This window comes from Cohnella suwonensis, assembly GCF_042655365.1.
GTDB classification, from domain to species: Bacteria; Bacillota; Bacilli; order Paenibacillales; family Paenibacillaceae; genus Cohnella; species Cohnella suwonensis.
Genome location: NZ_JBHSMH010000097.1, coordinates 135,286 through 160,447 on the forward strand (window position 1 = coordinate 135,286; position 25,162 = coordinate 160,447).

A 25,162-nucleotide genomic window follows, 5' to 3' on the forward strand; every position below is an offset into this window, starting at 1 on the left:
AAATCGCTCCCGCTTGGGGCGATTCTTTTTTTTTTTTGAGGTTCGAATTCCTGACCGTAAGTGTCAGCGATTGTGTTCAATAATGGGTATTGAGTTTGGAAAATAAATAGAGGAGGTTCGTAAATGTTTACTAGTATCAACGAGTTCGTGAAGGAATTCGAGTCGGAGTCCGCCATTACGGAACGCGTGCTCGATTCTCTGACCGATGAATCTCTCGGACAGGCCGTTACGGCCCAACACCGGACGCTTGGCCGTATCGCCTGGCATCTCGTTCTTTCTTTCAATTACATGACCAACTTGGGATTAACCTACGACGAGCCTTTGGCCGATAATTCCGCGCCTTCGTCGGCAGCAGCCATTACCGGCGAATACCGGCGTCTCAGCCAATCTTTCCTGCGCGCCGTACGGAGTCAATGGACGGACGAGTCGCTAGGAAATGCCGTGAACATGTTCGGAGAGGACTGGCTGAACGGCGCTTCCTTGCGATATTCGCTGCGCCATGAAATCCATCATCGGGGACAAATGACGGTACTGATGCGTCAAGCGGGGCTTCGCGTACCCGACGTTCTGGGCTCCACCCGGGACGATTGGATCGATCGGGGCAAGGAACCTCTTGCTTGACGGGCCTTAGTAGTAGCGATTCCCTTTAAAGAAAGAAAACCTCCAGTACGGCGCACGATACGGCGCAAAGTCTGGAGGTTTTGACGTGTTTGGCACGAGATTATCGAAGAGAAGCCAAGTCCATCCGAGGCACAAGATTTTCGTCCATGGCACGCTGAAGGAGAGTCGTGACCGCGGCAAAGCCGTCATCGCCTAGATCCGCCGTGAATTCGTTCACGTACAGATCGATATGGGATTGAGCGACGCTCGGATCCATCTCCTGGGCATGAGCCATGACGTACTCGCGTGAGACGTCCGGGTGCTCCCAAGCGTAACGAACCGATTGCCGGATCCATTCCCGGACCGCTTCCAAGTTCAGCGATCGTTTCGCGATAATCGCCCCGAGCGGGATCGGAAGCCCCGTATCCGACTCCCACCAACTCCCGAGATCCGCGACTTGGGACAAGCCGTAATTCTGATAGGTAAAGCGCGCTTCGTGGATGACGAGGCCGGCGTCGATGGAACCGGCCTGGACGGCGGGCATGATCTCGTGGAACGGCATGACTACGATCTCTCCGACGCCGCCGGGAACGTTCTTCGCCGCCCATAACCGGAACAGCAAATAAGCGGTGGAGCGTTCGCTCGGCACGGCGACCCGTTTGCCGGACAGGCCAGCGGCATCCCCGCCTTTCTTCGAGAGTACGAGCGGACCGCAGCCGCGGCCGAGCGCGCCGCCGCAAGGGACGAGCTTGTACGACGGCAACATCCAAGGCAAAGCCGCGTACGATATTTTCATGATGTCGAGAGAGTCGTCGGTCGCGGCCAAGCCGTTCGTGATATCGATGTCGGCGTACGCGACGTCGAAGGAAGGGGCTCCCGGAACGAGGCCGTGCGCGAGCGCGTGGAAGGTGAACGTATCGTTCGGACACGGAGAATAGGCGATCGTCAAAGTTGTCATGGCAGTACCTCCGTTAATGTCGCGCACGCGGCTTCCAACGCCGCCAGCGCGTCGCCCATCCGCCAGGCGGATCGATCGCGAGGGCCGACCGCGTTGGAGACGGCGCGGATTTCGAGAAAGGGAACGTCGAACCTGCGGGCGGCCTCGGCGATGCCGTAGCCTTCCATCGCTTCGGCGGCGGCGCCGGGATAACGTTCCGCCAGCTCGGCGGCCGTGGCGGCCGTACCGGTAACGGTCGACAGCGTCAGCACGGGGCCGAGGCGGACGCCGATGCCCGACTCGCGCAGCTTCTCCGTCAGGCGGGCGGCCATAGCGCCGTCGACGGGCAGCCGGCTCGATCCGAAGCCGAGCTCGTCGACCGAAACGAAGCCGTCCGGCGTCTCGGCGCCGAGATCGGCGGCGACCGACTCGCTGGCGACGACGACCGAGCCGACGGGGACTTGTCCGGCGAAGCCGCCGGCGATGCCGGCGCTGACGACGAGGCGGTAACGGCCGGGATCGCGGGCCAGCGCGGAAGCGGCCGTTACCGCGGCTGCGGCCGGGCCGACGCCCGCGGCGATCGTCACGAAGCGCGAGTCCCCCCGCAAGCCGCGGACGACCGCTTCTTTTTCCGCCTCGACGGCGGTAAGGACGAGAATGATTTTATCCATAAGGTTCCCTTTCGGACGTTCGGGTATGGTCAAGCTACTTTATTAATTATAGTGCTCGAACGCGGACGAACACAACGTTTCGACATGCCCCTATCGGATTTTCGACTATCGTACAGGCTTCGGGGAGGTTCGAGTTCGGAAGGAAGCGCCATACACTAAAGGAGGAAGTCGGCGCACGCGAAGCAAGGGGGGCAATGAAGATGATGAGCGCGATATCGGCTTGGGATGACTTGAGCTTCCAGAATCTGTCCGAAAGCGGCATGAGCGTGGACCGCGTCCTCGAGAAAATCATCGCCTTCATCGCCAAAGACCCGAAAGGAACGTATCAATTCGTCATCGGAACGGATAGCCAAGTCCATAGGGGCCAAACTAAATTCGTGACGGGGATCGTCATTCACCGGATCGGCCGCGGGGCATGGGCGTGTTATAGGCAAGTGGGGCTGCCGCGGCAACTGACGTCGATACGCGAGAAGCTTACGCTGGAAACGTCGTTCTCGCAACGGGTGGCGGGTTATTTCGTCGAGTCGGAGGCGGTGAGGCGCATGGAGGATTTGCTCGTTCCTTACGTCTATCAAGGCGCGAGACTGCGGACGTACATCGATATCGACGCGGGGACGGAACCGATCGTCAGCAAGACGGCGCAATACGTGCAGGAAATGGTCGACAGAGTAGAAGCGATGGGCGGATACGCGCCGAGAGTGAAGCCGGAAGCGTGCGTCGCTTCCTCTTACGCGAACCGTTTCACGAAAAGCCGAATGGTGCTGTAGCGGCGCGACGGCGCCTTGCCCGTCAGCGGTCGCCGTTCCGCCATTCGGACGGGGAGACGTTCTTCAGCTTCTTGAACGTGCGGCTGAAATAATAGATGTCGCTGAATCCGGTCGCCAGCGCGATTTCGGATATCGTGAGCCTTCTGTCGCGAAGCAGGCTCTCGGATTGGTTGATGCGGACGAGGTTGACGTATTCGACGAGCGACTTATCCGTCACTTGCTTGAACAAACGGCTGAAATGAAACCGGCTCAGTCCGGCGACGTCGGCCAACTGCTGCACCGTCAATTTTTCTTTCGCGTGCTCGTCGATATACAGGAATACGGGGGCGAGCCGCTCCAGCTCCTTGAGCCGGGCGCGGTATTCGTCCTGTTCGCGCACGGTCGCCACGTAGTGCCGGACGAGCAGGGTCAGCAGACGGTACAGATGCGCTTTGACCGACAGTTCGTATCCGATCGTCTTCGTCTCGAGCTCGTCGTTGATGGCGAGCATGCAGCCCGATACCCGGAGATCGTCGGAAATGCGATTCTGAAAAAGTAACCGGTTCTGCGAGATGGGCGTAATGAACTTCTTTTCGACGGCGTCGGCGGCATGGCTATGCAGCAGCGAGATATCCACGATCATCGCATAATAGGATAAATCTTCGGAGTGGCTGATGCCATAGTGAAGCTCGTTGCTGTTCACGACGCATATTTCTCCTGCCCGGAAGTCGAGAGGGAGGGAACCGCATTCGATCGTCGCCTGTCCGGATACGAAATATAGAACCTCCAAATGCTCATGCCAATGGTGCGGGAACAACGTAGCGCCGACTTCCATTCTTCCCGTATGGCGAGGGTGGACTTTGATCGGGAACGAAGGGTCGGGCATTGGCATATGCTCGCGTAAGGCGGATAGATTTTCCATCGTGGTCGACCTCCGATAGCACGATCGTGCAAATATAAAGCATGCCTCTTCATGGTTCCGATCGCTAATCCCATTATAATACGAATTATAGCGCAAGACGACCGCTAAGCCGCCGCGCCTAACGGCGGCATATCCCAACGGAACCTAAGGAGAGTGCGAAACGAATGAACCCGATTCGAATTGGCGTCATCGGAACCGGATCGATCTCGGAATGCCATCTGAACGCCTATGCCCGCAACGCGAACGCGCGGATCGTCGCCATCTGCGACGTAAACGAAGAGCGCGCGCGCAAGGTCGCGGCGAAATACGGCGCGGACAAAACGTTTACCGACTACCATCGGTTGCTCGCCGACCCGGATATCGATGCGGTCAGCATTTGCACATGGAACAACACGCATGCCCCGATCAGCATCGCGGCGCTCGAAGCCGGCAAGCATGTGCTCGTCGAGAAGCCGCTGGCGCGTACCGTCGAAGAGGCGCTCGCCATCGAGCGCGCGGTCCGCTCGACGGGCAAGCTTCTGCAGGTCGGCTTCGTTCGCAGGTACGACCCGAACGTGAAGATGCTGCGCGAGTTCGCCGATCGCGGCGAGTTCGGAGAGCTCTATTACGCCAAAGCGTCGACTATTCGCCGTCTCGGCAACCCGGGCGGCTGGTTCGCGGACGTCGAGCGTTCCGGAGGCGGTCCGCTCATCGATATCGGCGTTCACGTCATCGACCTTGTCTGGTACCTGATGGGTCGCCCGAAAGCGAAGACGGTCAGCGGCAACGTGTACAACAAGCTAGGCAACCGGTCCAACGTCAAGCATCTATCTTTTTACAAGGCGGCCGACTACGACGCTTCCAAGAACACGGTGGAAGATTTGGCGAGCGCCGTCATCCGCTTCGAGAACGGCGCTTCGCTGATGGTAGACGTCAGCTACTCGCTGCACGCGAAGAAGGATGAAGGAACGGTGAAGCTATACGGCGCTAAGGGATCGTTCGAGATCGATCCGGAAGTCGTTATCGTTACCGAGAAATACGACACGATTCTGAACATCGAACCGCAAACCGACAGCAAGGCGGGCTTTAGCGGCGATCCGGCGTTCCAGAACGAAATCGACCATTTCATCGACTGCATCGCTAACGGAACCGAGCAGATCAGCCCCGTCGAAGACGGCGTCGAAATCATGAAAATCTTGAGCGCCATCTACGAATCGGCCGCCAAGGGAGAGGAAGTCCGCCTATGAAATTCGGCGTAAGCACGTACTGTTTCTGGCAAGCGATGCAAGCGGGAGAACTGGACGTCCTTCAGGCGATCGGCAAAATCGCGGAGATGGGCGGGGAACACGTGGAGATCGTGCCGCTCGGTTACGACCTGACCGATAATCCGAAGCTGGTCGCGGCGATCGTCGCCAAAGCGGCGGAACACGGCCTCGACATCTCGAACTACGCGATCGGGGCGAACTTCGCCGGCTTGAGCGACGAAGCGTTCGAGCAAGAAATCGAGAGGGTGCTGCGCCAAGTCGACATCGCCGCGGCGCTCGGAGCGAAGCTGATGCGCCACGACGTGGCGAACTCGGAGGACCGTTCGATCAAGCGATTCCTCGAGGACTTGCCGAAGCTGGCGGACGCTTGCCGCCGCATCGCGGATTACGCCGCGGGCTTCGGCATAACGACGAGCGTGGAAAACCACGGCTACTACGTTCAGGCGAGCGATCGCGTCCAAGCTCTCGTCGGCGCGGTCGGCCGGGATAACTTCCGGACGACGCTCGACGTCGGCAATTTCGTATGCGTCGACGAAGATCCGCTCGTCGCCGTCCGCAACAATATGCCGTACGCCTCGATCGTTCACGTGAAGGATTTCTACCGGAGGCCGGCATCGTCCGATCCGGGAGAGGGATGGTTCGAATCCTCGAACGGCACCCGTCTGCGGGGCGCCATCGTCGGCCATGGCGACCTCGATATTCTCGGCGCGCTGCGCGTCGTCAGGGAATCGGGCTTCGACGGGTACGTCTCGATCGAGTTCGAAGGCATGGAGCCTTGCGTACAGGCGACGAGGATCGCTTTGGACAATACGAAGAGATTGTGGGAACGGACTAAATCGACGGAAGGGGTTCGGTAAAATGCCGGATAACGTCAAGCCATGGAAAGTCGGAATCATCGTCGACAGCTTCAGGGTCGGCGTGCGCGAGGGCTTAAAGAAAGCGAAGGCGCTCGGGGCCGAAGGCGTGCAAATCTATGCGGTGGAAGGCGAGATGGACCCCGCGAACCTGTCCCCGGCGGCGCGCAAGGAATGGAAGGCGTTCGTCGAATCGCAAGGACTGCAAATTTCCGCCCTCGTCGGCGATCTGGGCGGACACGGCTTCCAGGACCGGATGGTCAACGCGGCCAAAGTCGAGAAGTCGAAACGCATTCTCGACCTCGCGGTCGAGCTCGGCACGAACGTCGTCACGACGCATATCGGCATCGTGCCGGACGACAAGAACGGAGCCGTGTACGAGGCGATGCACGAAGCTTGCGCGGAGCTCAGCCGTTACGCGACGAGCATGAACGCTTACTTCGCCATCGAGACGGGACCGGAAACGGCCGCGCATCTGAAAAGCTTCTTGGACGGACTCGGCTCCAAGGGCGTATCCGTCAATTTCGATCCGGCGAATATGGTCATGGTGACCGGCGACGATCCGGCGCAAGGCGTCTACGCGCTTCGCGATTATATCGTCCACACGCACGCGAAGGACGGCATCCGCCTTCGCGAGATCGATCCGCGCCTCGTCTACGGAGCGCTCGGCTTCGATCCGCTCGACCATGCCGTCATCGCCAAGCAGGCCGAGTCGGGCGACGCCTTCCGCGAAGTGCCGCTGGGCAGCGGCAGCGTCGATTGGGACGCCTACTTGAAGGCGCTTCGGGACATCGGTTACGATGGATACCTGACGATCGAACGGGAAGTCGGCGCCAATCCGGAAGCGGATATCGCGGAAGCCGTACGGTTCCTCAGAGCGAGAACGTAAACGAGGTGTCGCGCCATGAGCTTCAGCGAAGTCGATCCATCCGTCTGCCCGCTGTGCGGAAGTCCTAACGAATGCGGCAGCATCGCCGGCAAGGAGGCCGGAACGTGCTGGTGCTATGCCGAGACTTTCTCCCCGGCGCTGCTGGAGAAAGTGCCTCCGGAGAGCCGAAGAAAGGCATGCGTGTGCCGGGATTGCGCGAGGAAGAACGGCTAGGTTCGGATAAGCGTTCGTTATCGGCACGATCAAGTTTTTTTATATTCACTGTTGACAACCGCATGGGAAGCCCTTTATGCTTAGCCATATCTTAACGACGGAAGGAGGCCAATGATCATGATTCGACTTCAATTCGGACGCAACGCCGCAACGACCGCAACGCAACTGAATAGGGCGAGACAAGATCATCGGTCTCCACGACTTTCGGCTAGGAAGGCGGAAGGGTAAGCAAGGCGGCGCGGGCCGCCGTCGTTTCCTTCGGCGTTTTGGGCATACGGAAAGATCGCGAGCGATGGCTTGCGGTCTTTTTTGTTTTTTCTACACCCAAAACAACGATAAGGAAATGATGGAAAACATGGATAAGCACGATAACAACGAAAACGAATTTTACCGGCAAGTGAAGCTGCCCGCGGGCGACTTGCACGTCTACGCCGGAGAGGCGCTGTTCGGCGACCTCGGCGGCAAAGTATTCGAGATGGCGAACAACAATTTGCAAATACCGGACATCCGGTACATGAGCTACACGCCGGACGTCCACGTCGGCGTCGGCACGTGCATCGGAACGACGGCCGTCTGGGACAAAGATCGGGCGTTCGTGAGCCCGTCCATCGTCGGAAGCGACATCGGCTGCGGCATGCGGATGCACTTGACGAACTTGGACGCGGAGCAGCTTCGGGACGTGAAGACGCGCCGTAAGCTCGTGAAGGCGATCGCGTCGCGATTGCCGACCGAGGAGCATAAGCGAGGCCATTACGACGGATTCAGGCTGGAACGAATCGTGACGAAGGGATTGCACGGCCTGCCGAAAAAATACGTGCCGGACGCGTATACGCCGCGCAAAGCGACGTCGCTCACGCACGTCGAGCATAGCCGGTTCCGCTTCGACGAGAGCGTCCTCGACCGCGTGCCGGAAGCGGCCTGGCACCGGGCGTTCCGCCAATTGGGCACGCTGGGCGGCGGCAACCACTTCGCCGAGATCCAGCGGATCGAGATCGCCGAAGAGAATCGCGGGCTCGCGGAGCGATGGGGCTTGTTCGACGGTCAGATCGCGGTCATGATCCATTCCGGCTCCCGCGCCTGGGGAGGCGCGGTCAATCAAGTGAGCGGCTCGGAAATCGCCAAGCTGATGCGCAAGCTCGGCATGGGGACGGCCGATCCGAAGCTGATCTTCGCTCCTCTCGGCAGCGAAGCGGGGCGAACGTACGTCAATCTCATGTACTCGGCGCTGAACTACGCCGTCGCGAACCGCCATCTGATCTCCTACGAGATTCGCGAGGCGTTCCGCGACGTGCTCGGTCCGAAATTCGAGATGAGCACGCTGTACGACCTCATGCACAACTATGCATGGGAAGAGAGCCATGAAGATCGGGAGCTGCTCGTGCATCGCAAAGGAGCGACGCGCGCGCTGCCGCCGGGACATCCGGACAATCCGGAGCCTTACCGGGAGACGGGACATCCTGCGCTCATCCCCGGATCGATGGGGACGGCGTCCTACTTGATGGTCGGGCGGCCGGAAGGCGCGGCGAACCATTTCTCGATCTGTCACGGGGCGGGCCGCGTTCGTTCGCGCAACGCGACGAAGCAGCTCGTGCCGGTCGAAGCGTTCGCCGCGTCGATGCGGATCGGGAAGGAACACGAGATCGTCGTTAACCACAAGTCTCTCGAAGCCATTTTGGACGAAAGTCCGCAAGCCTATAAAGATATCGATCGCATCATCGACAGCGTCGTCGGCGCGGGGCTCGCCTCCGTCGTCGCCAAGTGCCGTCCGCTGGCCGCGATCAAGGGGGTGTGAATATGAACATGGAGCAATATTTCGACTATATTCCTACCGCGAACCGGATCTTGCGCAAGCTGGAAGAGGAGTACGGCTGTACGTTCGGGCTGTATTTGCAGGAAGGTCAGGGCGACATCTGGGACGACGTGTCGGAAGATATTCTGGGCGGGAGCCCGGAAGCCGAACACGTCATGAGCATCTACGATCTCGTCGAGACGAGAAGGTTCGTGTCCCGGACGGACGACGACGCGCTCAAGGTCGACTTCGGGCCGACGCTGCGCAACAACGTCTTCTGCTATCCGCGTTTCGGCATCGCATTCGCCAGAATTCCGATGCTGAGGGCGCACGGCATCGGCTTGGAAGATATCGTCTACGCCAAGGACGACGAAAGCTTGCTGCTGATGCTGAAGGATTTGCGCGAGCGGCAATTGAACGATCGCCGAATCGGCGTCTTTACGGATACGCGGGAAGGGCTTTCGAGGACGAGGGAGAAAATCGCGTACGGGGTGTCGCGGGACGAAGTCGTCTTGGACGAAGGGCTGAAAAAGCAGATTTTCCGCTCGATCGACGAATTTTTCTCGAACGACCGCTCGTTCTTCCAAACGTACGGCGTGCCTTACAAACGGGGCATTCTGCTGTACGGAAGTCCCGGCAACGGGAAAACGACGCTCGTGAAATCGATCGTCGGCAGCATCGACGCGCCGGTCAACTATTGGCAAATTACCGAGTACACGAGCAGCGAATCGATCCAGGAGGTGTTCGCGGCGGCGACGCGGCTGGCGCCGACGGTGCTCGTCATCGAGGATATCGATTCGATGCCGGAAAGCTGCCGTTCCTACTTTCTGAACACGCTCGACGGCGCGACTTCCAAGGACGGCATCTTCCTCATCGGCACGACGAACTATCCGGAGAAAATCGATCCCGCGCTCATGAACCGGGCGGGGAGGTTCGACCGCGCTTACGAAGTAAAGCTGCCCGACGAAAGCTTGCGCTTCGCGTACTTGACGCTTCGGGGCATGCGGAAGTTCGCGGACGAGCCGGCGGTCGCTTACGCGGCGCGCAGGACGGGCGGTTTCTCGCTGGCGCAGCTCGGCGAGCTGTACGTGGCGCTCGCGCTTCAGGCGCACGACGAGGGGGCGATCGACGTCGACCTTATGGTCATGGAGATGAAGGCGGACTTGAGCAAGGACCGCAAAGGCGCATGGTTGTCTAAGGAAGAGGACAGGGACAAAGTCGGATTTGTGGTATAATGGGGGCACTTCCATAATCAATGACTATCATTGGAGCGTGCTTGCGAATGATACCTTCCAGGGAATTGCCCGTGCTCAACGTGATGGAGCCGATCGTCAGCCATATGTTCGAGGACCATTTCGAGAAAGCCGGCATCTTGAAATGCGGCTGCGAGAAATGCAGGGTGGACGTCCTGTCGCTGACGCTGAACCGCGTGCCTCCCCGTTATACGTCGACGCAGGCGGGCGAAGCGTTCGTTAAGGCGCTATACCAGGATTCGCAGCTGCAATCCGATATTTTACGGGAATTGGCGAAGGCGGTTCAAGTCATCGAGGAGCATCCCAACCATTCATAAAGTCGTTTCGCCGAATCCGCATAGGAGCGGCAAAAAAACCGTCAACGTACCCGGGAGGGGCGTTGACGGTTTTTTGGTTTCGGACTGCGCGCCGCCGCGAGTCTGCCGCAAGTCGGGTTGCCCGCGCCGCGTTACTGCGATTGTTGTTGATCTTGTTGCGCGTTATTGCCGTTTCTCCGGCCGGCCCCGCCGAATCCGCCTTGACCGAGCGTGATCGTGACCGCGTTCTGGCTGCCGTCTTCCAGATCGACGCTTACGATATCGCCTTCTTTCAGGTCGGCGAGCGCCAGCGCGGTTTCTTTGCGTTCATTGTTCTCGAACGTCGTCTTGACGATCTTCGTGGCATCGGTCACTTGGATATCGACCGTCTCGTCGGAGAACATGTTCGCCATGTTCGGACGGTTCTGCCCGGACGGAGCCGCTCCCGGATCGCCGCCTGCGTTGCCGCCGTTCGAATCGCCGCTTGCCGGCGGCTGATCCCCTTCGTTCGCGTTGCTTCGGTCGCCGGATCCGGTTTGCCCTTCGGGCCGCTGACCGCCGCCCTGACCTCTCGCCCCCGGCGTAAAAGACGACTTGTACACGGTAACCGTCTGCCCCGATATGCTCTTTACTTTGCCGAGCAAGTCCGCGCCCATCATCGGCGAGCGCCCCTGGCTTTGACCCTGATCTTGACCTTGGACGTTACCTTGTTGTTGAACGTTGTTTCCTTGGGCGGCGTTCGCCTGAGAATCGCCGTTCGAGCCGCCTCCGCAGCCGGTTAACAATAGAACGGAGGACATCGCGAGGACAAAAATTCCATTTTTGACGCGCATGAACAGAACACTCCTTTTAACGGGTTGGCTTTAACTAGACCTCTTATCTACGTTCAAGCCGCGCCAAAAGTATCGCCCCGTCCAAACGATTAGAAAAAGCGTCCTCAAGCCGCATTACGCGCCGCCGGGAGACGCTTTTTTCGTATGATCAGATCAGCCGGAGATTTCTGGTTGGCCTATTTTGTGCACGAATCAGAATTAATTAGCGGTATGCTTTTTCGTGAACGGAATCGTCTCCGCAAAGCTTCTTCGGCGCACAGCGGACGCCGAAGTCGCGTGGGATTGGTACGGTGGGCGAGTTGGGGTTACGAGTTGGCTTGCGAGTAGGGAGGGCGTTGTGCGTGCAGGTCTAACATTCTTCCATCGACCTGCAAAAGTGCAGTTTGTTTTCGGTAATCGGCTGCATCGAGCGGATCAAACTGCAGGGGTACAGTTTGATACCAAGGAAAGCGCGAAAATGAGCTATTTACGAAATTTAAACTGTAGTAGATGCAGGTTGTTGGGCGATGATGAGGAAAATGGCGAATCAAACTGTAGTCCATGCAGGTTGGCGTGGCAAGGGGCCTATGAAGGGAGGGGATTACGGGAGCGAGAGCGAGAGTGCGCCACCCGCCAAAGAGCATGAATTTCAGCCCATTTCATCGAAAACCGGGTAATGTTGAGAAACAGTTGTCTTTTGTGCAACGCGGGGCGGCGTTTGTCCACCCTATAAATTCGTTAAACGTAACGTTATTTCAAATTTTTCAGCCATACGGCAAGGGCTTTCCCAACCTCATCAGGTGCATCTTCCATTGGATAATGAATTCCCGGCACCGTGACTTCTGTCTGTTCAGGCCAACTGCGACAAAAATCCAAGTGAGATTGTGTAGTTCTTCCTTGTTCCGTATGGAGGAATAGTTTTGGAATGGGACTTTGCGCTAACCAATTTCCATTAGCTGTCATAATTTCGGCAACCGCCGAATCGCTATCAAAAGGAAGTTGTCGTGCCCAAGATAACATCGGACGACGCCCCTCGCCTGGTTCGATAAAGGGTCGGTGATACTGCGCCACCTCTTCCTCCGTTAACTCACGTAAAATATTAACAGGAAGATTGACATTGAGAAAAGAGTTTTGTTCCAGTATCATCTTTTCTCCTTCTGAAGATTGCAATGCCTGAAAGATTTTCCGCCCTTGTTCCGATATCTCGCTCCAGCTACCCGGGAAAAGTGCTTCCGTATAAACAATGCCATCTACAGCGCCAGGATGTCGCCGTGCCCAATCAAAGCCCAAAACCGAACCCCAATCTTGTACTACGAAAATGATATTTTTATGGATTCCAAGTTTGTCGAGAAGCTCATCGAGATATTTCCTATGCTCAAAAAAGCTGTAGGAGTCAGGACCGCTAACCGGTAATTTATCGGAATCTCCCATCCCAACTAAATCAGGCGCAATGCAGCGGCCAAACTTCTGGGCATAAGGAATAATGTTGCGCCAAAGATAGGAGGATGTCGGATTGCCGTGTAGGAAGACGATCGGATCGCCGCTTCCTTCATCCACATATGCCATCTCTAATCCGAATACTTGAATTCGCTTTTTCCCATAGGGGAATGCCGCGTTAATCATTTTTCATCTCGCCCTTCCATTTTATTTGATCATATTTAGAACGCGCGATTTCAATGGCACAAGCAATATCTTGCTCGGTATTCAAATAAACGGATACCCAGCCTGAATCGGGATACATATGATGCGGACTTGCCTTCCCTTCTTCAATCCACCGATCGCGTTCGGATTTTGGCAGAAGCAGGTCGAACAAGCGGTTGCCGTGAAGATGCCCGATTTCCGTTTCGTTTAGCTGAAATTCCACCCCTCCGAACCGATGAGGTTGCATTGTAACGTCAGCCCAAGCTAACAGCTCTTCCGTCAAGTCTGTTCTCCCGTACCCGCTCATCTTACGTCTCCTCCTTCTCGGTCAGATTGCGAAGCACGATTTTCAGCAAGCTTACTAACAAGTCATACTCTTCATCGGTAATACCTTTCCGTGTTTTGTTCTTAACGCGGGCCAGCGCTTCCTGCACCTTAGGTACCACCTCACGTCCCGAGTCCGTCAAATAAAGCAGATGATAGCGGTTGTCGGCGGGATCGATTTCCCTCCGTACGTAACCTTCTGCTTCCAGCTTGGTAATCGCTTTGGCGGTAGTCGTTTTGTCAATGAGCAGTTTCTCACTTAGTTCCTTCTGAGTGATTGGTTGCCGAAACGCAATTGCCATCAGAAAAATATACTGTCCGCTTCCGATGCGATATGGTGCCAACTCGGCTGAGATCAATACCTGCATGTGTCGGTAGATAGCTGAGATGTATTGACCGTGCGATTCCGCTGCGCCCTTGTCATTCTGCCTCCAATGCTCGCCCACATTATCCCTCCTTTAATAGGATGTTATTGCAACTAATTTCATGATACACCGAATAGGATGTTATTGCAACTACCGCCGCACGAGTCTAATGTAGTGTAGTGCTTAGAAAATGTAAATGAGCCCATCACCGTAATCTTGGAAGCTTCTTATTTCCAATTTTACATGGCAATGGGCTATTTATGTTCAGTCTAAGACAGTGTAAGATGCTGGCGTTTATAAGACATCGTCATCTGCTAACTCATCCGCTTGGCGTTCGTAATCTTCTAAATTAGCTGGGATCTTTAATCTTACTTTATCACCGTCAAGGATTACTCCCATTTTGCTCGCGTGTTTGAAAGGATCATACGGTTCATTGTTTTTAAGGCATGAGTATAAAACTTGGGCAATCTTACCGCATACATGCCCTATTGCTTTTCTCTTCGCCATTCCTCGATCAACTAAACGCTTATAGTAAACACGAAAACTATTTTCACTTATTTTTGGAGATATTAGTAGCAAAGTCATTAAGAATAGAACTCTGCGAGTATCTCTAACACCCTCGTATGTCTGCCTACTCTTAAAAACGGATGTGCCCGAAATTTTATTCTCCGCAGCTACACCAAGGTACTTTTTAAGCTCTAAATATGTTGAGAAACGTTCAATATCACCAATAGCGCCGATAAATGTACAGGCCATAGATTCACTCATGATAGGAAAGGACATAAGTATCTTTGTATAAGGATGAGGTTTATATCCTTTTTCTATATCACCATAAAGCAGGGAAGCTATCTGTTTATCCATGCTTTTTATCGCTTCATCTATACGTAAAGCTTCTTCAATTAGCCACGTTTGCCGTTCAGCTAGGTGTGGAATGTTCAAGGCTAATGTGTTGGGTAACAGTTCTGCCAAGGTCATAGAGGCTTTTGTAGCAGTAGTTTTTGCACCATTTGTTATTAGAGTTTGCCTAAGTTCATCCTGAGTTACCTTGGCCATTTCTTGCGCTGTAGGATACTTCAGAGCTAATTTGAGGACACTTAACGCACCTGTTTTTTTCAAAAGCTCGTTTAAGTTCAGGATTAGTTACAGAAAATAATTGCTGGACTTGATTCTTACGTCTCGTTAATTGAGTAGTAAGTAACCAGCGATCCCTAGTTAATGTGCGGTATAAAACCTGCTCTGCACTTGCAGGACGAACTATTCGCACCGAACGCATATCAGGATGAAGGGTTTTGTGCCATCCCATATAGGCCATAATCCTAGCATCAATTTCATCGGATTTTTCATTAAGTCCTAGCTGGCGTTCACGAAAATCCTTTACAGCTTTATTTTCAACCTGATAAATAGAATAGCCTCGATCTAATAGAACTCTAACAACTAAATATGAATAATGCCCACCCGTTGGTTCCAGTAATACAAAGAAATCCTGGGGTTTATACCCGAATTGTGCTTGAATATCTTCTAAAGCATGGATAAACTTTGTAATCCCTTGGCTATCCGAGTTAAACTTCATTGTTTTACTGCGTTTCCATTCCTTCTCACTGCGGAACTTTTCAAATGGAATGCAAGCAGCAACATGGAAATCCGAGCCAATATCTACTCCAACATAGAAGGGATAAAAAGCTCTTGAGTTGTCTCGGTCTTCAATAATGCTCGTATCCGTAAGCATAAAATTATTCAACTTATGATCACCTGTTCGATTCATTTGCACCAGATTAACCAAGTTTTCTTAAGAGCTCCACAATGGGCCCAATGTAGCATGTCAGGTTTTAGATTCGGTGCATTACCCATAATAAACTGAGAGGTCGAGAATCCGCCTCAATAACTTTAAAGGGCTTCTGTTAAGTTCTTTCGACAGAAGGAAACAATTTCCTGCTTTCTCTGTTAAGTTCTTTGTTTATCTATGCAAAAAAACCTGTCATTTCGACAGGTTGAATAATCATCAAATGTGCAGTGCCAAAAACTTGGAGCGCCTCATTTCTGTTAAAGAAGTCCAGGAGGATGTCCTGCCGGCTCCAAACCTATTCTGGGCGGTTGTTCCCTGAGAGGTCACTGCACAATAATATATACTCCATAATAGGGGCTAATTCCTTCTAAATACCGTACCAGTTACCACAAATACTTTATAGAAGTCTTTCTAAGCTCCACATTAGACTCAGAGGTTAACTGGCACTAATGTATTTTAGCATGTTGCTCAAAAGTGGTAAAAGCCTATTTATTGAACTAACGTTCGCCGTTAGCTCAATAGTCTTATGTTTTAATTAGAGTCGCTGCTTATAGTTGTGAGGCTTGCCGAACACCTAATGCAGTGACGTCCCTACGGGCTTAGGGGGCTGAATGTGGTCACTCGCTTCTCAGAGTGACCCGAAGCGTCAATATGGTGTTAGTCGAAGGAAGTTCTGGAAGCAGCCATTGCATTTAACGCGTTCTCAAAATAGCTATATACTTCATCTGCAATTCCCAGAAACTCTTCAACAAGTACATTATTACTATCCAAGTAACAAGCATAGAGATAATCAACTAAAGCGGAGTCAATCTCACAATAGTTTAATATGGCATTCTTCATCTTAATAATGTCATCTTGCCATACACCTGTATCTTCTAAAATTAAAGAGTATAATGCACGAATTAATCTCTTAGAGTAACCTTTAATATATCTAGTTTTCATTGTGTTATCACTAGCATTAGAAAGTGAACTACGTACACGATCTACTTCCTCCTTGGTCTCTGTATTTAAGTCTAAAATGAACTCTGGAGAAATAATTATCGGTGGTACTTTTTCACCAACGTCATGACCATATATGCAAACACAAATTATCTTAATCCAAAAACCCCACTCATTTGGTTTGCTTAATACATCGTCAATCGAGCAAATTATCGTATCAATCTTAGTTAGTAATGGATATTCTTCCAACAGCCTGTCTTTAATATTTGACAATCTTTCGTAATCAATATCATTGGGATTTACACATACAATAGTAAAGTCTGCATCTGACTTAAAAGGTTTAGCAGTTCCTTTTGGAATCGAGCCACACATATAAATGCTATGAATCTTACCTTTAAATTCGATAAGTATATTATCTATATACTTATCAACAAAATCCTTATATTCACTTTGTATTACAATTCTTTTTATAACTTTTTCTAATATCATATAGACTCCTCCCAAAATAAAAAACGCCCCAAAGCCAAATGCTCTGGGACGATATTAATCGCGGTACCACCCAGGTTGCTGTATTTTCACACAGCCACCTTAATTGACTATAACGGGTCAAACCGATGGGTATTAGCCATACTCTGGAACTGGCATTTTCAATCAGTACTCTAGGGTTTTCTCAGTCATGAAACCCTTTCCTGTGAAGAGTTTAATGATTTACTTTTGTTCCATCATTGATTTACGGATATTGGTTAAATATTACTCTTTCCCGTCACCTTAGTCAAGAACTTGCTCAAGATAACTGCCCGTTAGCCATCCATGCATCTGTTTCTGCACCACAGAGCATTAAAGTTAATACGTTCTTTCATGGTAGTTCAATAAAAAGAACGCTCCCGCGCATTCGCTTGGGCTACGTCCTCCTCATTATATTCCATTTCCAATCACCTATTAAAGAACTTACGCGGGTAGCATGTAATGCTTAAACAGGGGACTTATCTTAACTTAAGCACTAAGAAAATACTTTATTTTCATCGAACAAATGGAAGCGTTGGCTGGACTAGCCGAGCAAACGGTTCGTACCGGCGGAATAGTTACACAAACGCAAAAACAGAAATAGAAACAAAAAACCGTCAAGTTAACCCTGACGGTTTTTACTGTCTTTCATGACAAAGTAGAAATAGATCGCCGACGTCACGTACAAGGCGCCGGTAATGCTGAACGTTAGCACGTAACCCCAGTACGCGCCGTAACGCGAGATGAGGTGGGGCTGCACTTGTCCCATCGATGCCCAGCCGAGCATGAATACCGTTTGGGTGAGCGAGTTGGCGACGCCCCGGCGGGAGTCCGAGATCCGGTCGACGAGAATGGACGACTGGATCGGATTGGCCGCGTTCATGAGCGCTTGCCGGAACAGGAAGGCGACGCCGGCGACGAACAGAACGTTCGTGAATCCGGTGAGCAGCAGGAACGGGAGCGACAGCAGTTGGAAAATAACGACCGAGCGCACTTGTCCGACTTTGCCGACGAGCGACGGTCCGATCAGCATCGAGAGGACGGTCATCATCTGCCCGAGCGAGATGAGCAGTCCGATCGCGGACAGCGAGACGTCGAACCTGTCCGTGAAGTACACGTTCAAGTAAGGAACGACCATGCCCGAGCCGAAGCCGATCAACAGCTGCGCGAACGTCAGCCGCGCGATCAAGCGCCACTCCCGGCGATGGCCGTCCGCGTCCGCGGATTCCTCGCTTATCGCCGCGTCTTCCGGCGCCAGAACCGCCTTACTCGCCGAGCCGCCCCCGTGCGTCCGCTCCTTCACGAACAGCAGCGGCACGCAAGCCGTTATGCTGAGCAAGCCGCCGAGCGACAGCGCGCTTCTTAAGCTGGCCGTCTCGCTCCAACCGATCGCTTGAAGCAGATCGCCGAGGAAGCCGCCGGCCAAGCTGCCGACCACTTGGGAAGCGAGCATGACGGAGAAGTGGAAGCTGAACATCCGCAACCGCTGATGCTTGTCCGAGTTCGAAGCGAGGAAAGGAACGGCCGTCACCTGGAAGAACGCCGTGAACAAGCCGGACATGATCGCGAAGCCTCGCAAGGCGAGCCCCGTCTCCGCGAAGGAGCTGCCCACGTACGCGAAGCCGGTCAGGAGCATGCCGGCGACGAGGATCGTTTTCCGGCTGGACCGGTCGCCTAGAAGCCCGATGGGGATGATCATCAACGCGGCGGCGAGCGACTGCACGCTAACGATGGAGCCGATCGTGTTCTGGCCGAAACCTAGCGAATCCACGTACAAATTATAGAGTACCGTAAACATACCGTTGCCGATCTGATAGAGAACGTTGGCAAGGAAGAACATCCGCACGCCGCGGCTCCATCCTTGCACGTCCGTTCTCGCTTGGCGAAACCATCTCATGCCGTAACCTTCGTTCGTTTCTAGACTGGATGATCCCAACATTGTATCACAACGGGGGAAGGGCGATGGAAGGGAAAAGCTGCCGGGCCGGATCGGGTTCGCGCAAAGGGGGCGGGTGCGGACGACGACTTACGGCTGCGAATGAACGTACAAGTACGGCGTGCGGACGACGCGGTATGTGCCTTCCAGCGCCTTCTCCGATAGGAGATTCGCCTTCAGAAGCGCGCCGATCTTGACGGAATCCGCTTTGAACAGAGCCTTCCACAGCTCCGGATCGGGCACCGCCTCGAACAGGCGAACGTCGTCGTACTGCCGCTTGTCTTGATAGACGAGCTTAAGAGTGCACCCTTCCAATTCGAATTGCGCGTCCGCGGAGTAAGCGGCGATGATTTCTTTGCGCAGCGATTCGAGCTCGTCTTCGATTTTCTTATGCTGCGCCTTCAACTCGCAAAATCTGGCTAGTTTTTTCTGCTCCATATCGGATCCCTCCATACGTAAGGCTTATCATGAAAGGTATGAGCCGACGGATCGGATTATTCGGCTAGGGTCCGCGATCGAGCCCGGCAGGTTTAACGTTTATTTGAAGAACAAGAAGTTCGTCGGCACTTTGCGAAGCTGCCCGTCGGAGGGATGATTGATGACTTTGCCTCCGAAGACGAGCGAAGTCGATCCGCCGCCGTCCAAGTTGTAACCGTCCAAAGCCCCGAATCGCTGAAGTAAAATTTGCATTTCCGCAAGCGTCGCCCCCGAGCTGCCTCTCTCGTTATAGCCGTCGGCGACGAGGATGAGCAATTGATCGTCCTTATAGTTCGCGATGACGGTGCGGGGCGCGCGTTTCGGACTCGATTGCCATTTCGACGGAATGTCCGCCATCCGGCCGTTCCGCAGCAGGACGGGTACGAACGAAGCGCCGAATTGAGGCTGCAGCGCGTCGAGCTGTTCTTTGCTTGCGAATTTGCCTCCGACGAGCCGGTTGCTACCGTTCAAACCGACGAAAAACAAATCCTTGTAGCTCGCTTCGAACCCGCCGACGTATTCGCCGTCCACGATCGTCGTGCTGAGCGGGTATCGCTTGCCTCCGCTGTCCGCGAAACCGCCGGCGTTAATGCCGATAACGGCGTCGGTGCGATTGACCGCGGCCAGCGTCGTCTCCGAGCCGCCTTGCTTGTCTTTGCCGAGAGCGAGCTTCATGGCGCCGTCCTTCTTGAGTTTTATTTTCAGCGCGTAACTCTTGAAGTTCGAGGTTCCGAGGTAGAAGAGCTGCGCGCGCAGCTTGTCCGATTGAATGGTGGCCGACGGCGTTCCCAGCTTGCCCGTAATTCTCTTATCGTAAATCGCGTAAGGTCTAGCGGCTTGAGAAGCAGCCAGTTCGGCGATCGCATTCATGTCCGCGTTCGTCTTATTGTAGAGCGTGATCTGTTTCTTGAGAGACGTGCCCGTTCCTTTGGCGATCCGTTCGGCTTGTCCGAGCTTGGCGAGAGTCGTCTCGGTCGCGGCGGCCGGCGTTTCGGACGCGGACGTATCGGAAGCGGGACGTGGGAACGAGCCTTCCAAGAGCGTGACGCTGACGTTGGAGAGCAATAACCAGACGAGCAAACCGGCGAAAGGAGCGACAGCGTACAGCAACGTGCGGTTCAAGGAACGTACGGCCAGCTCGCTCATTTCAGCACGTCCAGGCTTTTTTTCAGATCGGCCAGCTGTTTCTTCACTTCCGCCAATTGCGTGTACAGCTTGTTGCTATTGTCGGTTTTCGTGTCCGCGTTGTCCTTGGCGAACGTGAGCAGCTCGTTCAGCGATTGGATTTTGCTTTCCATCTTGGCGATTTGTTCTTGATAGCCGGTTTCCATCTTGGCGATCCGAGAGTCGTAAAGTTGCTGCATCTCGGAGATTTGGGCGGCGGTCTGCCGCGAGACGTCGAGGGCGACCCGTTGCTGGATCCGGTCGGAGTACCATTTCGCTCCCAGCGTTCCGCAAGCGATCAGAACGACCCATAGGAGGAGGAAAAAGAGGAAGGCGCCGCGCTTCTTGTTTCTGGGCGGCGTTTCTCGATAGGCTTCGCGGTAAATTTCCGGCGAAGTGCGTTGCATTGCGCTTTCTCTCATAACGAAGTCGATGACACCTCTCTTGTTGCCCCGAATGAGGGGCTTCAGTATGTACGGACTACCCTATGAACGAAAATCATGTCGAAAAGTTGCGTCCGTCATGCGATTGTAACATAGCACGAGGCCGGATTACGCTAGATCGCTTCACCTTTTCGCGGTAAAACTTGCCGGGAATGGGATAAAGTTTTAGACTCAGGTTATGAAAAAAAGCTCGGAAGCGAAAGGAGTACCGCCCATGATCCGGGTCGGCTTGGCGGGGTGGGGGGACCACGATTCCCTCTACAAGGCGGGAACGGCGGCGAAGATCAAGCTTAGCCGTTACGGAGATCATTTTCCGTTCGTGGAGATGGACAGTTCGTTCTATGCGGTTCAGCCTCCCGACCGAATGGCGCGTTACGCGGAAGAAACGCCGGAAGATTTCCGCTTCGTCGTGAAGGCGTATCAAGGGATGACCGGCCACTTGCGCGGCAAGCCGTATTATGCGAACGACGAAGAGATGTACGCGGCGTTCCGCGACAGTCTAGAGCCGCTGATCCGATCGGGCAAGCTGTGGGCGGCGCTTTTCCAATACCCGCCGTGGTTCGATTGCTCGAAGCCCAACGTGAAGCTTCTGAGAGAGACGAAGCGGCGAATGGAAGGCTTCCCTTGCGCGCTCGAGTTCAGGCATCAAAGCTGGTACGAGCCCGAATTCCGCGAGCGGACGATGGCGTTCATGCGGGAGGAAGGCTGGATTCATAGCGTCTGCGACGAGCCGCAAGCGGGGATCGGTTCGATTCCGATCGTCCTGGAAGCATCGCGCCCGGACTTCACGCTCGTTCGCTTCCACGGCCGCAACGCCGGCGGATGGAACCATAGCGGCGAAGCCAACTGGCGGGAAGTTCGTTATCTGTACGACTATAGCGATGCCGAGCTGGAGGAATGGGCGGAGCGGGTACGCGAGCTGCTCGCAAGTACCTCCGAAGTGGGCATCGTCTTCAACAACAATTCCGGTGGCCACGCGGCGGGCAACGCCAAAAGCTTCATGAGAAAACTCGGCTTGCCCGTGCCGAAATTCCCGGACTCGGACATTCCGACGCAATTGGATTTGTTTCACATGTAACGACAAGACGACTCGACGAAGGGAACATACATAACTATGACGACATTCGGCATTATCGGCACGAACTGGATTACGGAAAGATTCATGCAGGCGGCGGGAGAGACGGGAGAGTTCGTCCCGACGGCCGTCTACTCGCGAACGGCCGATCGGGCCGACGAGTTCGCGGATAAACACGGCATTCCGCATCGGTATTCGGATATCGGACGGTTCGCGTCGAGCGGGGAGTTCGAGGCGGTCTATATCGCGAGCCCGACTTCGTTCCACGCCCGGCAAGCGATCGCCTGCATGGAGCAGGGCAAGCACGTGCTCGTCGAGAAGCCGATCGCCTCGAACGCGGCGGAAGCCCGCGAGATGTTCGAGGTCGCCAAGCGCAACGGCGTGCTGCTTATGGAAGGGATGCTGACGACCCAGCTTCCGAACTTCGAAGCGATCCGCGATCATCTGGGCGAGCTCGGAACGATCCGGCGGTTCTTCGCGAGTTACTGCCAATATTCTTCGCGGTACGACGCGTTCAAGCGCGGAGAACTGCCGAACGCTTTCGATCCGCAATTCTCGAACGGCTCTCTCATGGATCTGGGCGTCTATTGCCTGTATCCGCTCGTCGCGCTGTTCGGCAAGCCCGACAGCCTTCGCGCGAACGCGCACATGCTTACTTCCGGCGTGGACGGGGAAGGCAGCATCCTGCTCTCTTACGAGAACATGGACGCGGTCGTCATGTATTCGAAGATAACGAACTCGTACGCTCCCGCGGAAATTCAAGGGGAGCATGCCACGATCGTATTCCAACCCGCCAATTGTCCGGAGCAGGTAGAGATCCGTTATCGGGATGGCACGATCCGTTCGCTGACCCGCCCTCAAGACAATAGCCCGATGTATTACGAGGCTCGGGCTTTCATCGAATTGCTGAAGCGGGGAGAGACGGAGGAACCGACCAATTCCCCGCAGAACTCGATAAGAACGATGGAAATCATAGAGGAAGCGCGCCGGCAAATCGGTCTCGTCTTCCCTGCAGACCGCGGAGAACGGGCATGATCCGATTCGGCGTCATCGGCACGAGCTGGATTACGGATCACTTCATCGACGCGGGCAGATCCTCGGAAGGCTTCGAGCTCGCGGCCGTCTACTCCAGAACGCAAGCGCAAGCCGAAGCGTTCGCGGCCAAGCACGGCATCCCCCTTACGTTCACGAGTTTGACGGCGTTAGCTTCAAGCCCGGACGTCGATGCGGTGTACGTCGCCAGCCCGAACGCGCTGCACGCGGAGCAAGCGATCGCCTGCATGCAAGGCGGCAAGCACGTGCTCATCGAGAAGCCGGCCGCATCGAATGCACGAGAATACGAGAGGATGGCAGCGGCGGCGAAAGAGAACGGCGTGCTGCTTATGGAAGCGATGAAGTCGACGTTCACGCCGACGTTCCTCGCGATCCGGGAGCATCTCGGCGACATCGGGCCGGTTCGCCGTTATTTCGCAAGCTACTGCCAATACTCGGACAGCTACGGCGAATACGTATCGGGCGGGTCGCCGAACGTGTTCGACCCGGCGATGTCGGCCGGCGCGCTGATGGATCTCGGCGTCTATTGCCTGTATCCGCTCGTGTCGTTGTTCGGCGCGCCGGAGCGGATCGTCGCGACTGGCCGATTGCTGGCCGCGGGCGCGGACGTCGCCGGCGGATTGCTGCTCAAGTATCCGGACATGGAAGCGGTCGTGCAATACTCGAAGATGACCGATTCCTATGCCAAGGCGGAAATCCAAGGGGAGAACGGAACGATCTTATTCGAGAAGATCAGCCGGCCGGATTACGCGGAAATCCGCTTCCGGAACGGCACGTCGAAGACGTTGACGGTTCCCCAGGAAAAGAACGCGATGGCGTACGAGGTACGGGAGTTCATCGGCTTGATCGAGAGGGGAGCCATGGAGTCGGCTAAGAATTCGCATGTGGTCTCCTTGGCGACGTTGCGGACGATGGACGAGGCGAGAAGGCAGATGGGCGTGACGTTCCCGGCGGATCGTTAATCCCGCCCGGCCGCAAGGGAGCCTGCCAGCGCAAGCACTGGCGGTTGCGGAATTCCTGCGGCGCACCGCACACCGCTATTGCAACCTTATATATAGAAGGAGTTTTTTCGTTTTGTCCATCATCGCCCGTCTGAAAGGGTTTAATTTCTCGTATTTCGCCTTATTCGCGTTGTTCATCTCGTTCCTTCCGGTCTATAGCGCGGAAGTCGGCATCTCCGGCACCCATATCGGGCTCATGCTCGGCTTCGGCAGCCTGGTAAGCATCGTCGCCCAACCCTTATGGGGCATGGTTAGCGACAAGACGCGGACGATCAAGAAGGTGCTCGTCTTCCTGCTCGCCGCGTCCACGATCGTCGGCATGCTGCTCTACAGAACCGAAGCGGCATGGAGTCTCGTCCTGCTCGTGGCGCTCATGAACGTCTTCTACTTGCCGACCGATCCGCTCGTCGAAAGTTTGAACTTCCAGACGGCCCAGCGGGAGAACGTCGGGTACGGCTCCGTCCGAATGTTCGGCGCTCTCGGGTACGCGTGCGTCTCGTTAACGGCCGGATACGCGACGAAGACGTGGGGGATGGGAAGCCTGAGCTGGATATTCTTCGGAATGGGTGCGCTCTCGCTGCTGCTCGCTTTGGGCCTCGCCGACGTGAAGGCGTCCGCGTCGAGACCATCCTTGAAGCATTTGAAAACATTCCTGTTCCAGTCCCATACGTGGCTGTTTTTCCTGCTCGTGCTCATTGTCGCCATTCCGCACAAGATGAACGATACGTTCATCGGTCTGTATATGGAACAGCTTGGAGGAGACATCCGGCTGACGGGCTTGTCTTGGTTCGTCATGACGCTCGCCGAGACGGTCATGTTCGCGGTCAGCTCCCGCTGGATCAAGCCGGGTAAGGAAGCATCTTGGATGGCCGCCGCCGCGGGGCTGTACGCGGTTCGGTTTTTGCTTAGTTCCATGGTTGGTTCGCCTTATGTCCTCGTCGCTTTGCAGGTGTTCCAGGGCTTTACGTTCGTGCTGTTCTACGTCGGGGCGATGCAATATTTGTACCGGATCGTGCCGGAGCAGTGGAAGTCGACCGGCCAAACGGTACTGACCGCGACGTTCTTCGGCGTGTCGGGCATCGTCGGATCGAGTGCCGGAGGATGGCTGATCGACGAATACGGCGGCGAGTTCCTGTACAGGGGGATGGCGCTGCTCGCGTTGGCGGGATTCGCGCTCGGTTGGACGATATTAAGGAAGAAATAGAAAAAGGTTGAGCGGAGAGGGGATCCG

Annotated in this window: 25 protein-coding genes, 1 pseudogene and 1 other annotated feature; of the genes and pseudogenes, 13 read left to right on the plus strand and 13 right to left on the minus strand. The window is 55.0% G+C overall.

Annotated features, from left to right (window positions below; translation table 11 throughout):
* The first annotated feature begins 123 nt into the window (after window positions 1-123).
* A complete protein-coding gene (locus ACFPPD_RS22045) occupies window positions 124-621 on the plus strand; it encodes a DinB family protein (RefSeq protein ID WP_209744581.1) in 498 nt (165 codons plus the stop codon).
* Window positions 622-721: 100 nt separating this feature from the next.
* On the opposite strand, the gene ACFPPD_RS22050 is transcribed toward ACFPPD_RS22045, so the two are convergent.
* Window positions 722-1,549, minus strand: a complete 828-nt coding sequence (locus ACFPPD_RS22050) for a 1,4-dihydroxy-6-naphthoate synthase (RefSeq protein ID WP_209744995.1) — start codon at window positions 1,547-1,549, stop codon at window positions 722-724.
* 5 nt (window positions 1,550-1,554) lie between these two features.
* Complete coding sequence (locus ACFPPD_RS22055; RefSeq protein ID WP_209744584.1) at window positions 1,555-2,208, minus strand: futalosine hydrolase; 654 nt, start codon at window positions 2,206-2,208, stop codon at window positions 1,555-1,557.
* Between the two features lie 200 nt (window positions 2,209-2,408).
* On the opposite strand from ACFPPD_RS22055, the gene ACFPPD_RS22060 reads away from it, so the two are divergent.
* Entirely contained in the window at window positions 2,409-2,975 is a 567-nt protein-coding gene (locus ACFPPD_RS22060) for a ribonuclease H-like YkuK family protein (RefSeq protein WP_378083364.1), read from the plus strand.
* Between the two features lie 22 nt (window positions 2,976-2,997).
* Here the strand turns inward: ACFPPD_RS22060 and ACFPPD_RS22065 are convergent, their stop codons facing one another.
* Window positions 2,998-3,876 (minus strand): AraC family transcriptional regulator, encoded by an 879-nt coding sequence (locus ACFPPD_RS22065; RefSeq protein ID WP_209744590.1) that lies wholly within the window; start codon window positions 3,874-3,876, stop codon window positions 2,998-3,000.
* Between the two features lie 164 nt (window positions 3,877-4,040).
* Between ACFPPD_RS22065 and ACFPPD_RS22070 the strand changes: the two genes are divergently transcribed.
* From ACFPPD_RS22070 to ACFPPD_RS22100, 7 genes are all read left to right on the plus strand, one after another.
* A complete protein-coding gene (locus ACFPPD_RS22070) occupies window positions 4,041-5,102 on the plus strand; it encodes a Gfo/Idh/MocA family protein (RefSeq protein ID WP_209744593.1) in 1,062 nt (353 codons plus the stop codon).
* Window positions 5,099-5,977: a sugar phosphate isomerase/epimerase family protein gene (locus tag ACFPPD_RS22075; RefSeq protein ID WP_209744596.1), complete on the plus strand. Its 879-nt coding sequence runs from the start codon at window positions 5,099-5,101 to the stop codon at window positions 5,975-5,977. The genes ACFPPD_RS22070 and ACFPPD_RS22075 overlap by 4 nt, the downstream gene beginning before the upstream one ends.
* Before the next feature lies 1 nt (window position 5,978).
* The gene (locus ACFPPD_RS22080) at window positions 5,979-6,863 is read left to right on the plus strand and encodes a sugar phosphate isomerase/epimerase family protein (RefSeq protein WP_209744599.1); all 885 of its coding nucleotides are present in this window, start codon (window positions 5,979-5,981) and stop codon (window positions 6,861-6,863) included.
* A 15-nt stretch (window positions 6,864-6,878) separates the two neighbouring features.
* Window positions 6,879-7,076: a cysteine-rich CWC family protein gene (locus ACFPPD_RS22085; RefSeq protein ID WP_209744601.1), complete on the plus strand. Its 198-nt coding sequence runs from the start codon at window positions 6,879-6,881 to the stop codon at window positions 7,074-7,076.
* 355 nt (window positions 7,077-7,431) lie between these two features.
* Complete coding sequence (locus ACFPPD_RS22090; protein ID WP_209744603.1) at window positions 7,432-8,868, plus strand: RtcB family protein; 1,437 nt, start codon at window positions 7,432-7,434, stop codon at window positions 8,866-8,868.
* 2 nt (window positions 8,869-8,870) lie between these two features.
* Window positions 8,871-10,100: an AAA family ATPase gene (locus ACFPPD_RS22095; protein WP_209744605.1), complete on the plus strand. Its 1,230-nt coding sequence runs from the start codon at window positions 8,871-8,873 to the stop codon at window positions 10,098-10,100.
* Between the two features lie 47 nt (window positions 10,101-10,147).
* Window positions 10,148-10,435 carry a late competence development ComFB family protein gene (locus ACFPPD_RS22100; protein WP_209744607.1) on the plus strand — a complete coding sequence of 96 codons (288 nt, stop codon included), beginning with the start codon at window positions 10,148-10,150 and terminating at the stop codon, window positions 10,433-10,435.
* Window positions 10,436-10,566: 131 nt separating this feature from the next.
* Here ACFPPD_RS22100 and ACFPPD_RS22105 read toward each other — a convergent pair whose 3' ends face one another.
* The 10 genes and pseudogenes from ACFPPD_RS22105 to ACFPPD_RS22155 all read right to left on the minus strand — a co-directional run bounded on the left by ACFPPD_RS22105 (window position 10,567) and on the right by ACFPPD_RS22155 (window position 20,766).
* Window positions 10,567-11,247 carry a hypothetical protein gene (locus ACFPPD_RS22105; protein WP_209744609.1) on the minus strand — a complete coding sequence of 227 codons (681 nt, stop codon included), beginning with the start codon at window positions 11,245-11,247 and terminating at the stop codon, window positions 10,567-10,569.
* A gap of 729 nt (window positions 11,248-11,976) precedes the next feature.
* A complete protein-coding gene (locus tag ACFPPD_RS22110) occupies window positions 11,977-12,849 on the minus strand; it encodes a haloalkane dehalogenase (protein ID WP_209744614.1) in 873 nt (290 codons plus the stop codon).
* Window positions 12,842-13,150: a luciferase domain-containing protein gene (locus tag ACFPPD_RS22115; RefSeq protein WP_378083372.1), complete on the minus strand. Its 309-nt coding sequence runs from the start codon at window positions 13,148-13,150 to the stop codon at window positions 12,842-12,844. The genes ACFPPD_RS22110 and ACFPPD_RS22115 overlap by 8 nt, the downstream gene beginning before the upstream one ends.
* A gap of 25 nt (window positions 13,151-13,175) precedes the next feature.
* Window positions 13,176-13,637 carry a MarR family winged helix-turn-helix transcriptional regulator gene (locus tag ACFPPD_RS22120; protein WP_378083375.1) on the minus strand — a complete coding sequence of 154 codons (462 nt, stop codon included), beginning with the start codon at window positions 13,635-13,637 and terminating at the stop codon, window positions 13,176-13,178.
* A gap of 213 nt (window positions 13,638-13,850) precedes the next feature.
* Window positions 13,851-15,282: pseudogene (locus ACFPPD_RS27000) on the minus strand (IS110 family transposase).
* A 714-nt stretch (window positions 15,283-15,996) separates the two neighbouring features.
* A complete protein-coding gene (locus ACFPPD_RS22135) occupies window positions 15,997-16,767 on the minus strand; it encodes a nucleotidyltransferase domain-containing protein (RefSeq protein WP_209744623.1) in 771 nt (256 codons plus the stop codon).
* Window positions 16,768-16,808: 41 nt separating this feature from the next.
* Window positions 16,809-17,013: a binding site (T-box leader), on the minus strand.
* Window positions 17,014-17,404: 391 nt separating this feature from the next.
* Entirely contained in the window at window positions 17,405-18,679 is a 1,275-nt protein-coding gene (locus ACFPPD_RS22140) for an MFS transporter (RefSeq protein ID WP_209744625.1), read from the minus strand.
* 129 nt (window positions 18,680-18,808) lie between these two features.
* Entirely contained in the window at window positions 18,809-19,156 is a 348-nt protein-coding gene (locus tag ACFPPD_RS22145; RefSeq protein ID WP_209744628.1) for a hypothetical protein, read from the minus strand.
* A 99-nt stretch (window positions 19,157-19,255) separates the two neighbouring features.
* A complete protein-coding gene (locus tag ACFPPD_RS22150; protein WP_209744631.1) occupies window positions 19,256-20,341 on the minus strand; it encodes a phosphodiester glycosidase family protein in 1,086 nt (361 codons plus the stop codon).
* Window positions 20,338-20,766: a hypothetical protein gene (locus tag ACFPPD_RS22155; RefSeq protein WP_378083382.1), complete on the minus strand. Its 429-nt coding sequence runs from the start codon at window positions 20,764-20,766 to the stop codon at window positions 20,338-20,340. Before ACFPPD_RS22155 ends, ACFPPD_RS22150 begins: the two co-directional genes overlap by 4 nt.
* A gap of 250 nt (window positions 20,767-21,016) precedes the next feature.
* Between ACFPPD_RS22155 and ACFPPD_RS22160 the strand changes: the two genes are divergently transcribed.
* From ACFPPD_RS22160 to ACFPPD_RS22175, 4 genes are all read left to right on the plus strand, one after another.
* Window positions 21,017-21,880, plus strand: a complete 864-nt coding sequence (locus ACFPPD_RS22160; RefSeq protein ID WP_209744634.1) for a DUF72 domain-containing protein — start codon at window positions 21,017-21,019, stop codon at window positions 21,878-21,880.
* A 36-nt stretch (window positions 21,881-21,916) separates the two neighbouring features.
* Window positions 21,917-22,912: a Gfo/Idh/MocA family protein gene (locus ACFPPD_RS22165; RefSeq protein WP_209744637.1), complete on the plus strand. Its 996-nt coding sequence runs from the start codon at window positions 21,917-21,919 to the stop codon at window positions 22,910-22,912.
* Window positions 22,909-23,892, plus strand: coding sequence for a Gfo/Idh/MocA family protein (locus tag ACFPPD_RS22170; RefSeq protein WP_209744640.1), 984 nt, complete (start codon window positions 22,909-22,911; stop codon window positions 23,890-23,892). Before ACFPPD_RS22165 ends, ACFPPD_RS22170 begins: the two co-directional genes overlap by 4 nt.
* Before the next feature lie 112 nt (window positions 23,893-24,004).
* Window positions 24,005-25,135 (plus strand): MFS transporter, encoded by a 1,131-nt coding sequence (locus ACFPPD_RS22175; RefSeq protein WP_209744643.1) that lies wholly within the window; start codon window positions 24,005-24,007, stop codon window positions 25,133-25,135.
* Window positions 25,136-25,162 lie beyond the last annotated feature (27 nt).

Excerpts from the sequence above, each read along its gene's own strand:
- ACFPPD_RS22045 (WP_209744581.1), top strand. The coding sequence starts at position 124 with ATGTTTACTAGTATCAACGAGTTCGTGAAGGAATTCGAGTCGGAGTCC.
- ACFPPD_RS22055 (WP_209744584.1), bottom strand. The coding sequence starts at position 2,208 with ATGGATAAAATCATTCTCGTCCTTACCGCCGTCGAGGCGGAAAAAGAA.
- ACFPPD_RS22060 (WP_378083364.1), top strand. The coding sequence starts at position 2,409 with ATGATGAGCGCGATATCGGCTTGGGATGACTTGAGCTTCCAGAATCTG.
- ACFPPD_RS22065 (WP_209744590.1), bottom strand. The coding sequence starts at position 3,876 with ATGGAAAATCTATCCGCCTTACGCGAGCATATGCCAATGCCCGACCCT.
- ACFPPD_RS22070 (WP_209744593.1), top strand. The coding sequence starts at position 4,041 with ATGAACCCGATTCGAATTGGCGTCATCGGAACCGGATCGATCTCGGAA.
- ACFPPD_RS22075 (WP_209744596.1), top strand. The coding sequence starts at position 5,099 with ATGAAATTCGGCGTAAGCACGTACTGTTTCTGGCAAGCGATGCAAGCG.
- ACFPPD_RS22080 (WP_209744599.1), top strand. The coding sequence starts at position 5,979 with ATGCCGGATAACGTCAAGCCATGGAAAGTCGGAATCATCGTCGACAGC.
- ACFPPD_RS22085 (WP_209744601.1), top strand. The coding sequence starts at position 6,879 with ATGAGCTTCAGCGAAGTCGATCCATCCGTCTGCCCGCTGTGCGGAAGT.
- ACFPPD_RS22090 (WP_209744603.1), top strand. The coding sequence starts at position 7,432 with ATGGATAAGCACGATAACAACGAAAACGAATTTTACCGGCAAGTGAAG.
- ACFPPD_RS22095 (WP_209744605.1), top strand. The coding sequence starts at position 8,871 with ATGAACATGGAGCAATATTTCGACTATATTCCTACCGCGAACCGGATC.
- ACFPPD_RS22100 (WP_209744607.1), top strand. The coding sequence starts at position 10,148 with ATGATACCTTCCAGGGAATTGCCCGTGCTCAACGTGATGGAGCCGATC.
- ACFPPD_RS22105 (WP_209744609.1), bottom strand. The coding sequence starts at position 11,247 with ATGCGCGTCAAAAATGGAATTTTTGTCCTCGCGATGTCCTCCGTTCTA.
- ACFPPD_RS22110 (WP_209744614.1), bottom strand. The coding sequence starts at position 12,849 with ATGATTAACGCGGCATTCCCCTATGGGAAAAAGCGAATTCAAGTATTC.
- ACFPPD_RS22135 (WP_209744623.1), bottom strand. The coding sequence starts at position 16,767 with ATGATATTAGAAAAAGTTATAAAAAGAATTGTAATACAAAGTGAATAT.
- ACFPPD_RS22140 (WP_209744625.1), bottom strand. The coding sequence starts at position 18,679 with ATGAGATGGTTTCGCCAAGCGAGAACGGACGTGCAAGGATGGAGCCGC.
- ACFPPD_RS22145 (WP_209744628.1), bottom strand. The coding sequence starts at position 19,156 with ATGGAGCAGAAAAAACTAGCCAGATTTTGCGAGTTGAAGGCGCAGCAT.
- ACFPPD_RS22150 (WP_209744631.1), bottom strand. The coding sequence starts at position 20,341 with ATGAGCGAGCTGGCCGTACGTTCCTTGAACCGCACGTTGCTGTACGCT.
- ACFPPD_RS22155 (WP_378083382.1), bottom strand. The coding sequence starts at position 20,766 with ATGCAACGCACTTCGCCGGAAATTTACCGCGAAGCCTATCGAGAAACG.
- ACFPPD_RS22160 (WP_209744634.1), top strand. The coding sequence starts at position 21,017 with ATGATCCGGGTCGGCTTGGCGGGGTGGGGGGACCACGATTCCCTCTAC.
- ACFPPD_RS22165 (WP_209744637.1), top strand. The coding sequence starts at position 21,917 with ATGACGACATTCGGCATTATCGGCACGAACTGGATTACGGAAAGATTC.
- ACFPPD_RS22170 (WP_209744640.1), top strand. The coding sequence starts at position 22,909 with ATGATCCGATTCGGCGTCATCGGCACGAGCTGGATTACGGATCACTTC.